Genomic DNA, 13,147 nt, shown 5'->3' with positions numbered 1-13,147 from the left:
TTCGTAAAAGTGGCAGTACTTTTAATAATTCGGTGTCATTCTACCTTTTGTTATTTCCTCCATGTAATGACAAGCTGCCTGATGTCCTTCTTTCATAATATTAGAAGCTCGAAGCAGCGGCTCTTCTTTGCGGCATTTGTCTGTTGCGAATGGGCAACGCGTATGGAAGCGGCAACCTGTAGGCGGGTCGATCGGTGAAGGTACATCGCCTTTTAAGACGATACGATCCTTTTTCGTATCCGGATCAGGTACAGGGATCGCCGACAATAATGCCTTCGTATATGGGTGCTGCGGGTTTTCAAATAAACTTACCTTATCCGCGATTTCTACAATCTTTCCTAAATACATAACGATAATACGATTTGAAATATGACGAACAACACCTAAATCATGCGAAATAAATAAATACGTTAAGCCATATTCTTTTTGAAGTTCTTCTAATAAGTTTAATACTTGTGCTTGTATCGATACGTCTAGTGCAGATACTGCTTCATCACAAATAATTAATTTCGGATTAACAGAAAGCGCACGCGCAATCCCAATACGCTGACGTTGACCACCTGAGAACTCGTGTGGGTAACGATCAGCTTGGTATGGACGCAAGCCTACTGTTTCAAGCAACTCTTCGATACGTGCACGACGCTCATTCGGCGGTAGTACATTTTGAATTTGCATCGCTTCATTTAATACCGACGCTACTGTTTGTCGGGGGTTAATGGATGCATATGGATCTTGGAAAATGATTTGCAAATCTTTCCGAAACTTACGCATCTCACCTTTGGAAATTTTCGTTAAATCCGTCCCTTGGAATTCAACAACCCCATCTGTCGGCTCCTCTAAACGTAAAATAGCACGTCCCGTCGTCGATTTACCACAACCCGATTCCCCAACAATACTTACTGTTTCGCCTTCATAAATCGTAAACGAAATCCCATCAAGCGCCTTTACGTGATTCACTGTACGGCCAAGAAAGCCCCCTTTAATAGGGAAATACTGTTTTAATCCTTCAACTTTTAGCAGTTCTTTTTTCGCCATATAGCGTCACCTCCGATTCGCCGTCCCATTCGTCTGAGTAAATCCAACAACGAATTTGTCCCTGCCCTTCTTTCCTTTCAAGCTTCGGCTGCCTTTCACGGCATTGTGCTGTCACTGCAGGACAACGCGGAGCAAAACGGCAACCTACTGGCATATCATGCGGGCTAGGAACCATCCCTTTAATCGGAATTAATGCTTCCTGCTCGATATCATGACGCGGTAATGAATTTAATAGTCCTAATGTATAAGGGTGCTTTGGATTTTTAAATAATGAGCGGACATCTGCATACTCAACCACTTGCCCTGCATACATAACGGCAACATAATCACATGTTTCCGCAACAACTCCTAAGTCATGGGTAATTATAATAACCGACATGCCTAAACGGTTTTGCAAATCTTTTATTAACTCCAAAATTTGTGCTTGAATCGTTACGTCCAGCGCAGTTGTTGGTTCATCAGCAATTAAAATCTCAGGATTACATGCTAATGCCATCGCAATCATGACACGTTGACGCATCCCACCCGAAAGCTCGTAAGGATATTGTTTAACTCGTTTTTCAGGAGAGGGAATGCCTACTAGCTTGAGCATTTCAATCGATTGTGCCATCGCTTCTCTTTTCGAGATCTTTTTATGAATAATGAGCGTTTCACTAATTTGCTGTCCGACTGTGTAAACTGGGTTTAATGATGTCATTGGTTCTTGAAAGATCATCGAAATTTGATTACCACGAATGTCACGCATTTGTTTTTCCGTTAGGTTTAATAAATCTTTTCCTTTGAAAAGAACTTCGCCGCCCTTTACTTTCCCATTCACAGCAAGTAAACGTAAAATGGAAAGCGCTGTAATACTCTTACCTGAGCCAGATTCACCTACTATTCCGATTGTCTTTCCTTTCGGCACAGTAAAACTCACCCCGTCTACTGCATGTACTTCACCATAGTCTGTTGCAAAGGTTGTTTGCAAATTATTAACTTCTAAAATATTTTCTAGTTGCGTCATTTTGTCCACCTCGTTTCTTTTCCGTTTAGTTCAAGTCAATTCGTTTATTTAAAAACTTATACGAAATATCAACTAGCAAGTTTACGAGTACGAACAGTAGGGAAATGACGAGTACTGTTCCTTGTACGATTGGGAAATCTCGTTGCCTTATTGCATCGATCGTTAGGCGCCCCATACCGTTAATCGCAAAAATTGTTTCAGTTAATACTGCTCCACCTAAGAAGGCGCCAAATTCTAGACCGATTACTGTTACAACAGGAATGAGAGCATTTTTTAGTGCATGGCGATAAATAACGATTCGTTCCGATACCCCTTTAGCACGCGCTGTACGAATATAATCTTGTTCGATTACTTCCAGCATAGAAGAACGCGTCATACGGGCAATAATTGCCGCTCCACCTGTTCCGAGTGTAATGACTGGCAAGATCATCTGTCGCCAAGATTCGCCCCAACCAGATGGACGCATATGAATAATTTCTAGTAACCAAGGTGGCATATCACCAAATGGTAAATTCCCTAATGCGAACCATTGGATTAACATTAAACCGAGCCAGAAGTTCGGCATCGATAATCCGAATAAGGCAATAATCATAATTGCAATATCAGTAAACGTATAATGACGAACTGCCGAGATAATACCTGCAATTAAACCAAGAAATACTGCTAAAATGGTTGAGTAAATTGAGAGTTCTACAGTTGTCCAAAAACGGATTTTTATTTCATCCATGACCGGACGTCCACTACGAATGGATTTTCCTAAATCGCCTTGAATTGCATTGTTTAAAAAACGGCCATATTGAACATAAGCTGGATCATTTAAACCTAGCTTTTCACGAATATTGTCAATAGTTTGCTGTGAGGCACCTTCTCCTGCCATTACTTGCGCTGGGTCTCCAGGGATAAGGAACATCAATGAAAATACTAAAATCGAAACACCAATTAATACTGGAATCGTTTGCAATAAACGACGGATAATATATTTAATCACGTTTGTTCCCCCCTATTGTTTCATTTTTGGATCAAGTGCATCACGCAAACCATCTCCGAATATATTAAATGCCAGCACGACGATCACAATCATCATGCCTGGGAACATTACCATATGGCCCGCATTATGCATGTACGAGCGGCCGTCACTTAACATTGCTCCCCATTCCGCTGCTGGTGGCTGTGCACCTAACCCTAAAAACGCTAAACCGGAAGCCGTTAATATCGCGGTCGCAATACGCATTGTCGCTTGAACTATAATAGGCGATAAAATATTCGGTAAAATATGTCTGAATATAATACGGGTATCTTTTGCACCGAGAGCCCGTACAGCATCTATATACTCTAGTTTTTTCACTTGTAGTGTTGATCCGCGTACAATTCGGGCAAACGCAGGGACTGAGAAAATCCCAACAGCAATGATTACGTTTGTTAAACTTCCCCCTAAAACAGAAACGATTGCTAAAGCTAATAAAATACCAGGGAATGCTAATAACACATCCATAATACGCATAATTATTGTGTCAATAACGCCTCCATAGTAACCAGATACTACCCCTAAAGTAACACCCACTATTCCCCCAAGAAATACAGATAGAAATCCAACCTTTAATGTTAGCTTTGTTCCATAAATTACACGGGTAAAAATATCCCGACCAAAATTATCTGTTCCAAACCAATGCTCTTTTGATGGGGGCTGTAGTTTATTCAAAATATTTTGTGCGTTTGGATCGGTTTTCAAAAGAAACGGTCCAAAAATTCCTACAAGAATAATGAATAAAATAACGATTCCACCAATTACAGCTGCTTTATTTTTCATTAGTCGTTTTGAAAACGTTTTAAATGACTCAAATCGTGGACTGCTTCTTTTAATTGGCTCCAATGCATTTCCTGTTTGCACACTCATTTCATCCATCCTTCCATTAATGCAATAGTCGAACAATTGCTAGCTTGTAGGCTATTTAACTATATGACTTACAGTATATATATGAAATATAAAATATTTCAATAGTTTTTATTTTATTAAAATTCAGAAAATATATTTTTTAGATGTGTTATAATCCGAAAATTCATTACTGAAATAACAATATTTAACTGTATTTTATTAAAAATACGCATAAAATAGTCTTTTTTTTTATTCATATGGCTATATCGAAATAGTTTTAAGTCCACTAATAAATTATTCAATTAAAAGAATAGTCTAAATTTTATTATAATTGATATTGATTGAAGTATTACTGTTATGCTATATTTTATCCAGATGTTACATTTTTGTAATATTCTAGTATAACTATATAAGGGGGATTTTTCGCATGACGTTTTCTAAAAAGTCATTATGGTTATTGTTCTTAACTCTAACGCTGGCACTAGTATTGGTGGCTTGTGGTGGGGATAAGGAAAAAACAACTGAAGAAACTGCCAAACCACAAGAAAATGAGGGTAGTACAGCTACAGAAGAAACTGCATCTTCTGGCGGTGGCGACTTAATAATCGCTGAGTTATCAGATGCTCAATCATTAGATCCACATGGTTCGAATGACGTGCAATCTTCAAACGTGCAATCTAATATCTATGAAACTCTATTAGTACGTGATGCAAACGGAAATTTAGCTCCTGGCTTAGCCGAAACTTGGACTCAAGTAGATGATTTAACTTGGGAGTTCAAACTTCGCTCTGGTGTAACTTTCCACGATGGCGAAGCATTTAATGCTGAAGTAGTTAAGAAAAACTTTGATCGCGTGCTTGATCCAGACGTTGCATCTCCACGTGCATTCCTTTTTGAAATGGTTACTGAAGTAAAAGTAATCGACGATACGACTGTACAATTCATAACTGAATACCCATTCTCACCTTTACTTGCACATTTAACGCATAATGGTGGTGGCCTAATTTCACCAAAATCAATCGACGCAGACTACGCAGCGATTAAAGGTGATGTTGTTGCCGGTTCTGTAATTAGTGCAAATCCAGTTGGTACTGGTCCATTCGTTTTCGGTTCTTGGACTCCAGGTAATGAAATTAAACTTACTAAAAACGCAAATTACTGGGGTACACCAGCACATATTGATAGTGTAACATTTAAAGTAGTACCAGAAAGCGCTACACGTGTTGCGGAATTACAATCAGGTAACGCTCACATTATTGGAACTGTTGGGGTTAACCAAGTTGCTATCGTTAACGATTCAGGTGTAGGTTCGGTCGATGAAACAGCATCAACATCTTTAACTTATATCGGATTCAATACAAATAAAGCACCATTTGATAATAAACTTGTTCGTCAAGCAATTTCGAAAGCAATCGACCGTAAAACTTTAATTGATGGTATTTATGATGGTTTCGGTATACCAGCAATTAGCCCACTTTCTCCTGGTATTTTCGGATATACAGAGGATGTAACATCTATGGAGTACAACATTGAGGAAGCAAAAGCTTTACTTGCTGAAGCTGGCTATGCCGATGGTTTCAAAACAACAATTTGGACGAATGACAACCCTGTTCGTCAAGACGTAGCGATCGTATTACAGGAAAGTTTAAAAGAACTGAACATCGACGTAAGTATCGAAGTTCTTGAATGGGGTGCATATTTAGAAAAAACAGCTGCTGGTGAGCACGATATGTTTATTTTAGGTTGGTCTAACTCTACTGGTGATGCTGACTATGGTTTGTATGCATTATTCCACTCAACACAGCATGGTGACCCAGGTAACCGTTCATTCTACACAAACACAGAGGTTGATGCTCTTTTAGATGCTGGACGTCGTGAACCTGATCCATCTGCTCGTGAAGGCATTTACAAAGATGCAATCCAAATGATTTCTGATGAATCTCCAGTTGCATTCGTTTTACACCCATCTATCTTAACTGGGGTATCTAATAAAGTTACTGGCTTCGTCGTAACTGCAGATAGTATGTATCATTTAAAAGATGTTAAAATTACTGAATAAGTAAATGTTAAAAGGAGTTGACTCAAATGAGTCAACTCCTTTTTATACTAAATTTCGGTAATAGCCGAAACGTATTATATACTTTTCGATATCGTTCATTTGTTCTTTTTTCGCTACATCACTACGCTCTTCTCTACTATTGTTTTCGCGTAGCTTTAGTAGCTGTTCAAACGTTAAAGGGTTTGGTGCAGGGAGTTGTTCTTTTGCTAATTCACTACCATTAAATTCACGTAAAAAAGCATTTGCCATAACAAGATAGCCTTCTATTGTCGGGTGGACGTCCGCTATATTCGGTAAATAGCTGGTCGCATTAGCAGCAAAAGGCTCCGCTACATTAATAAAATGCGCTCCTTGTAGTTCAGCCTGCTTTTTTAAAATTTCATTTAATAAAGTAAGCTGTTTTTCCGTACCGATTTTTTGCGATTCATGTACATTCGGATAAGGGAAATAATAGCCGATTACATATATTTCTGCATTTGGTGCATATTGCTCCACCTTATCAAGTAGCGTAATGAAATTTTTTCGAGCACGATTTAAAGCAAAGTCTGCTGACAGCTGTGAAAAAGTGAGTGTACCCGCAGACGGATTTGCTTGTACAAGTGGAAGTAAATCGTTTGCTCCTGCTGATATTGTGATTAACGTTGCATCTGCCAATAATGCACGTGCATCTTCCTGCTCTATTCGATTAACTACATCTGCTACAGTATAACCTGGAAACGTTAGCTCTTTCGTATAGTCAAGAAGCTGACCACTTAATGCTAGCTGCCGCGCAATTAAGTCTGTATATCCAACATCGATTTGGCGGTATGGTGTTTGACCTGCTGCGATTGAATCACCAATTGGAATATAAATTTCCTTTGCACTTGCTTCTGTCGCACATACTAAAAAAAGTACGAGCAGTATCCACTTTTTCATCTAGACACCTACCTTTAAAAACGTAGCGATTTTTTTCAAGGCACTCAAAAAATACTAAAAAGCCCAGCTACCTTTACGGAAAATTGGCTCCATTGTGCCATCAGCTAATTCACCATCGATATCCATTTCCCCACTACCTATCATAAAATCTTCATGTGTTATGGATGTATTAATCCCTAGAGATTCTAGTTGTCCTTCTGCTAATTCACGTCCGCCCTCATAGCAAGTCGGGTACGCTTCACCGATCGCTAAATGGTTTGATGCGTTTTCGTCAAATAATGTGTTGTAATATAAAATATTCGATGCCGATATAGGTGATTCATGTGGTACTAATGCAACCTCACCTAAATAACTAGAGCCTTTGTCAGATTTAATTAGCTCTTGTAGCAAATCATTGCCTACTTGTGCTTCTGCTTTAATAATTTTCCCTGCTTCAAAAGTTAATGTAAACTCGTCAATCACATTCCCTTTATAAACAAGAGGCTTTGTATTCGATACAGTCCCATTTACACCATATTTTAACGGCATTGTATATACTTCCTCAGTCGGCATATTCGCAATAAATTTTGTGCCCAGGGGAGTTTTACTACCACCTGTTAGCCAAATATGCTTATCTGGTAGTTCGATTGTTAAGTTCGTACCCGGTGCATTATAATAAAGCTTTTTAAATTTTTTGGCGTTCAACTGCGCCGCGCGTGCTTCTAAATTCGTTATATGTGTATGCCAGTTTTCCACAGCACTACCATCACCGATGTGCACTGTTTTGAATATCGCATCCCATAACGCATTTACTTGTTCCGCTTCTGGTAAATCTGGAAATACTTTTGCCGCCCATTTTTTCGAAGGTACAGCAATAATAGACCAAGCGATATCGTCATTCATGACTGCTTTTCGGTAATTCACAAGCGCTGCCCCTGATGCTTTTTGCTGTGCTGATAACTTAGCTACGTCGACACCAGCTAGTAAATCAGGATCCTCTGCATCAATCCAAAGTATGGCACCTTGCCTTTCGATTACCTCTTCGCGTTGTGCCACAATCCATTTGGGGAATTTCGAAATTTCTTCTTCAGTTGTATGTTCATAAAATGCGCGGTCGAAAACTGCATCTGTTAAATTCACATGAACACGACCTGCTCCTGCTTCGTAAGCCTTTTCCACAACAAGACGTGTAAAATCAAGAGTCTCCGTTGAAGTATTAATTAATAAGTATTGCCCTTGTTGAATATTCACACCAACACGTACAGCTAACTGTGCAAATTCGGATAATTTTTCTTCAAATGACATCGCTTATTTCCCCTTTTTATAATTTCATTTTTTAGATTTACTAAATGTAACACCTTTATTTCCTGACTTTGATTTGTACGGCTTCTTCTCTGATTTTGCTGCTTGTACAGGTGCTTTCTGAGCTGTTACTGTTTTTGAATTCCCTTCTACAAACTCCCCTTGACTCCATACTTTTTGTACCGCTTTTTGTGATAATTCACGTACCCATTTTTTATATGTTTTTTCATCTTTATACGAAAGAAGTGTTAATACTTCTCCGTCTGCACCAGCACGACCTGTACGACCAGAGCGATGAGTATATTGTTCAATAGTACGAGGAACGTCTACATGAATAACATGTGTTAAACCGGAAATATCTAAACCACGTGCAGCAATATCTGTCGCAATTAAAATGCGCGCTTCCCCATTACGGAATGCATCTAGTGCCTTTTTACGCTCATCTTTTTTCATTTCAGAATGCAGTGCCACAATTGGCGCATCCTTATAAGCAAGCTTGTTTTGCTTCATTAATACTTGGTCAATATTATTTACAAATGCGAGTGCGCGTAAACCTTCGATATTTGCTAGACGACGAAGCATATCTGTTTTGTCACGCTCATCTACTTTAACGAATGAATGAACAACTTTACCGAACTTCACCATATCTTCAGGTTTAATTTTTATACGAATTGGCTCGAACATCATACGTTCTGCAACAATTTCGATTTCCTCTGTAATCGTTGCCGATACAACAACTACTTGACGACCGAATGCTGCACCATCAATAAACGATTTTATAACTACGCGATATTCACGGCTTAGTAATTGGTCACACTCATCAAGAACGATTGTTTCAACTTCTTTTAACTTTAATTTACCTGCACGGGCTAGTTCATTTAGACGACCTGGTGTCCCAACAACAATCGTTGGTTTTTTCTTTAATTTTTCGATTTGACGTGCTGAGTTTGCACCTCCGATTAATTGCTGAACAGTAATGTCTGTGCCCGCTGTCCAATCGCGAATAACTTCAACAATTTGCATTGCTAGTTCCTGTGAAGGTGCTACGATTAATGCTTGTGTTTGCTTTTTGCTGCCATCTACTTTATTTAATATCGGCAAAACATACGCTAATGTTTTACCTGAACCCGTTGGCGATTCCGCTACGATATCTTTGCCCTCTAACATTGCCGGGATCATTTCTTGTTGAATTTTCATTTCGGTTTCGAAAGACCATTTATTTTGTAATGTTTCATTTAATAATTGAATAACTGACATTTTGTTTACCACCTTTTATCTACTTGCGTTTAGTGTAACACATTCCTTTGCTTTCAAGAAAAAAGAGGATGTACTAGACATCCCCTTTTAATTATTTAATTCATAGCCACATGCAGTAATCGCCACTTCAGCTAAGACAATTAGTGAATCAATATAACGCTCACCAAGTTTTAGCTCTTTGTTGACAATGGATAACTCCGTGCAACCTAAAATAATGCGATCGCAATCTAATCCTAACATCGCATCTTCAATCGGCTGCCATTGCTCTGGTGTAACTTCTTTACCCGCTTTGACATAGTCGTAAATAACCGACATGACTTGCTTTTGGATATGTACACTAGCTATAACCGGTTCAATATCCATCTCCTGCAATGCTGCTTGATATACATTTGCAGCGAGTGTTCCATCCGTTGCTAAAATGCCGACACGTTTTGCGCCAAGCTCGCTAGCACGTTTCGCAGTTTCACGAATCATATGGAGCACAGGTACAGGAGATACTTCCTGCATTTCATGAAAAAATGTGTGCGCTGTATTACATGGAATACAAATAATATCTGCTCCAACTGAAGCAAGTTTTTGCGTATCACGCTGTAAATACGGCACTGGATTTTCATTTGTTTGATCTAAAATATAAGCAGTGCGGTCTGGAATCGTTGTGTCATTATCAATAATTGTATGCACATGCTCCTGATCCTTACTTGCCTTTGTACGACGCACAATCATTTCACCGATAAACATCGTCGCTAGCGGACCGACACCACCAATAATACCTAATGTTTTTTTCATTTATTCTGTCAGACCCTTGTTGTTAAAGTATTTCTTGTACTTACGATAGTAATTTAAAGTGTTCAATGTTAATTTCGCCCAGCGTTTTGCATTCATATCCTCTTTAAAGAATAAGGAGTTCGTATATTTCCCTTGGCGAATTAAGCTTTTCGCTTCGATTTTCATCTTTTCATTAGACGCATATTTAAATAGTACGCCTTTCGGGATAATCATCCATAAATGCTTATTGTCTGCATACGTTAACTCTTGTTTAATATTGAGCATACGGTCATCTGCTACATACTTCATTAAGTTGTAACCTGCTGCAGTGACGTAATAACTTGAACGACCGTTTCGTAAATTAATTTCAAATAGCTTGTACTGACCGTCGCGTACATCGTATTTCATATCGAAGTTTGCAAAGCCTGTATAGCCAATATCCTCTAAAAAGAAGCGTACTTGATCCATTAACTCTTTATCGAATGTCGTAATAATTGCAGCATAGCTACCGATGCCTTCAGGTGAATGCTCCTCTAAAATCGGGTTACCTAAGCACATTAATTTCACTTTGCCGTCTTTGCCAACATACGCATTTAATACACGCATATACGAATCATCACCCGGAATAAATTCTTGGACGATCATCGTATCTTGGTAGCTAGAGCTATAGATTGCTTTAAATATAGCTGTTTTCTCCGCCTCATCATGCGCGACAAATACTTTCTTCTTACCTGGGAATGAGCATGCCCAATATTCTACAGAGTTTGACGCTTTAATAATAATCGGATAGTCGAACGGTGGAGTGAAGCTTTCATAATCTTCAGCTGTTACCGTCGTTGTCCCAGGATATTTAAAATCGTACTTTTCACACATTTTATAGAAGTTTTCTTTTAATAAAATTTGATCCATTAACGTTTCATCAATGTATGGCACAGTGAAGTATTCTTGCAACATAGGCTTATTCTTAATAATGAGCTTTGCGTAATCATCCCCACAAGCTAATAATAGAAGGTTTTGGCTTGCGTATTCCTTTGCAACTTTTTTCATCGCTGGTGCGAATACATCTTGTTCATTTAAACGATCAATTTGTTGGAAGTTTAAAATACGACTATCTTGCGTTGCTGTTAAGTGGGAACGCCCTAGCACAAGCGGTTTAATGCCGTATGCTTCATAAAATGCACGCGCCATACCGTATGCGTTCATATCTGATCCTAATAATATCGGTAAAAATGGTTGTTCCATTGTTTTCAACTCGCTTTAAGTTTGTAGTATAGCCTATAGTTTATCATATTTTGCCGCATGGTCACGTGGAAAGTATGTGAAATAAAAGCAGATGCGCCCGTTTAGCCCCGACAAGCGCTGGATGGCCAGCAAACGAAGGCATCTTTCCCGCTTTCGATTGCTGGGCAGAAGCGACCTCGAGGGGCTGGGCGCTGTAGCTAGACACATTAGAAAAGCTGAAGCGCCCTGCTTAGCCCCGACAAGCGCTGGAAGGCACTCAAACGAAAGCATCCTTCCCGCTTTCGATTGAGGGCATGAAGCGACCTCGAGGGGCTGGGCGCTGAAGCTGGACACCGTTTGAACTACAAAAGTCCACATTTTCTTAACCTTTTAAAACTTCTTTATACATGAAAACAAGGATGAGGGATAATGATCCTCATCCTTGTCCAGCCCTTATAATTCTTGGCGCAATGCATTAATGACTTCAATTTTTGTCGCTTTACGCGCTGGTCTCCATCCTGATAATATTGCTACTAATAAACTTATACCTCCCGCAATTAATACTAAATTCAGCGGGATTAATGAAAACGTAAAATCAGTTTTTGTTAAGCTTTCATCTGATAATGCGTAAGCGAGTACATGAGGTAATATCGCATTCGCCCCAAAGCTAATCGCATACGATAACAGAATCGCTAAGCCTGTCCCTAATAATCCAATAAACGCACTTTCCATTAAAAATAATCGCTGAATTAATGCTGGTGACGCGCCAATTGCTTTTAATACACCAATTTCTCGTGTACGCTCTGTTACAGCCATTGTCATCGTGTTAAAAATACCAATTGATGCAATTAAGACAGCAATCGTCCCTATAAAGACAAGCCCGATTTTAAAGATAAGGAAAAATAAATCCATTTCCTCTAATTGTTCAACTACAGAATATACTTGATAACCTTGCTCTTTCAGTTCACTTAATACAGGCATGACATTTTCTAAAGAGTCTACATAAATTTTAGTCGATGGATATGTGACTAATTTCGGGAATTGCTCTAATAAGTCTTGTCCAAAAATAATAGAAGAATCAGTATACCAATCATAAGATGGTTTCTTTAATATACCAACTACTGTAAAAGTAGCTGTTTCTGATTGTGTTCCTTCTTCATCCATTGTTATTTCAAGCTTTACTTGTTTACCTAAAATTTCTCCTTTATAGCCTTCTTCTTCCCCGTTATACCATGTGCCATTTGCTTCGGCTTCTTTTGACTTACGCTCAATTTCTGCTTGATCTGCTTCATTTAATAAGCTTTGTGCGTAATGGTAGCCAACAACAATTTCATTTGGAGCTTGCGGTAATCGCCCTGCACTTAAGTTAGAAGGAAGCTTTGACTGAGCATCCATATCCAAAATGACACCTTGTGAATGGCCAGTTCGATCTTCAAATGTGGAAGTGATTGGATTACTAATGTCGGCTTTATTTAGAACGACATTGACATGTTCAACTTCACTAATCCACTTCTCATCTTCTGGAGATAAACTTTCATCTCCCCAAAGGTCTATTTCTGTTACTTGCTCTTGATTTAAAATTTCATCGCGCATCGTTTCTTGTATACCAAAGCCGACGGAAGCGAGTACGATTAAAAATGCACAGCCAATCATTGCAGCTAGCACGGTTGTCGTCACTCGTAGCTTATTTTTTCGCATATGTTGTAATACAAATTGTAGTTGATCTTTAAATAACATA

The 13,147-nt window shown here is 38.9% G+C and carries 11 protein-coding genes; 1 reads left to right on the top strand and 10 read right to left on the bottom strand.

Annotated elements, in window-relative coordinates; genetic code table 11:
- Positions 1 to 21: 21 nt before the first annotated feature.
- Genes AAFN87_RS18550 through nikC form a run of 4 tightly spaced genes read right to left on the bottom strand, consistent with a single transcriptional unit; the run spans position 22 to position 3,932 of the window.
- Positions 22 to 1,035, bottom strand: coding sequence for an ABC transporter ATP-binding protein (locus AAFN87_RS18550; protein WP_347792546.1), 1,014 nt, complete (start codon positions 1,033 to 1,035; stop codon positions 22 to 24).
- On the bottom strand, positions 1,007 to 2,038 hold the full coding sequence (locus AAFN87_RS18545) for an ABC transporter ATP-binding protein (RefSeq protein ID WP_347792545.1): 1,032 nt from the start codon (positions 2,036 to 2,038) through the stop codon (positions 1,007 to 1,009). The genes AAFN87_RS18550 and AAFN87_RS18545 overlap by 29 nt, the downstream gene beginning before the upstream one ends.
- A gap of 25 nt (positions 2,039 to 2,063) precedes the next feature.
- Positions 2,064 to 3,026: an ABC transporter permease gene (locus tag AAFN87_RS18540; protein WP_347792544.1), complete on the bottom strand. Its 963-nt coding sequence runs from the start codon at positions 3,024 to 3,026 to the stop codon at positions 2,064 to 2,066.
- A 12-nt stretch (positions 3,027 to 3,038) separates the two neighbouring features.
- Complete coding sequence (gene nikC, locus AAFN87_RS18535; protein WP_347792543.1) at positions 3,039 to 3,932, bottom strand: nickel transporter permease; 894 nt, start codon at positions 3,930 to 3,932, stop codon at positions 3,039 to 3,041.
- Between the two features lie 406 nt (positions 3,933 to 4,338).
- Between nikC and AAFN87_RS18530 the strand changes: the two genes are divergently transcribed.
- Entirely contained in the window at positions 4,339 to 5,970 is a 1,632-nt protein-coding gene (locus tag AAFN87_RS18530) for a glutathione ABC transporter substrate-binding protein (protein WP_347792542.1), read from the top strand.
- A gap of 42 nt (positions 5,971 to 6,012) precedes the next feature.
- On the opposite strand, the gene AAFN87_RS18525 is transcribed toward AAFN87_RS18530, so the two are convergent.
- From AAFN87_RS18525 to AAFN87_RS18500, 6 genes are all read right to left on the bottom strand, one after another.
- Positions 6,013 to 6,885 (bottom strand): SGNH/GDSL hydrolase family protein, encoded by an 873-nt coding sequence (locus tag AAFN87_RS18525; RefSeq protein WP_347792541.1) that lies wholly within the window; start codon positions 6,883 to 6,885, stop codon positions 6,013 to 6,015.
- A gap of 54 nt (positions 6,886 to 6,939) precedes the next feature.
- Positions 6,940 to 8,169 (bottom strand): aminopeptidase, encoded by a 1,230-nt coding sequence (locus AAFN87_RS18520; RefSeq protein WP_347792540.1) that lies wholly within the window; start codon positions 8,167 to 8,169, stop codon positions 6,940 to 6,942.
- Positions 8,170 to 8,193: 24 nt separating this feature from the next.
- On the bottom strand, positions 8,194 to 9,423 hold the full coding sequence (locus AAFN87_RS18515; protein ID WP_347792539.1) for a DEAD/DEAH box helicase: 1,230 nt from the start codon (positions 9,421 to 9,423) through the stop codon (positions 8,194 to 8,196).
- 87 nt (positions 9,424 to 9,510) lie between these two features.
- Positions 9,511 to 10,209: a cysteate racemase gene (gene cuyB, locus AAFN87_RS18510; protein WP_347792538.1), complete on the bottom strand. Its 699-nt coding sequence runs from the start codon at positions 10,207 to 10,209 to the stop codon at positions 9,511 to 9,513.
- Complete coding sequence (locus tag AAFN87_RS18505) at positions 10,210 to 11,430, bottom strand: carboxylate--amine ligase (RefSeq protein ID WP_347792537.1); 1,221 nt, start codon at positions 11,428 to 11,430, stop codon at positions 10,210 to 10,212.
- 432 nt (positions 11,431 to 11,862) lie between these two features.
- Entirely contained in the window at positions 11,863 to 13,146 is a 1,284-nt protein-coding gene (locus AAFN87_RS18500; RefSeq protein ID WP_347792536.1) for an ABC transporter permease, read from the bottom strand.
- Between the last annotated feature and the right edge of the window lies 1 nt (position 13,147).

This window comes from Solibacillus sp. CAU 1738 (genome assembly GCF_039888725.1).
Lineage (GTDB): Bacteria > Bacillota > Bacilli > Bacillales_A > Planococcaceae > Metasolibacillus.
The sequence above is the reverse complement of the archived record's forward strand: the minus strand, read 5'-3'. Positions and strand labels throughout refer to the sequence as shown.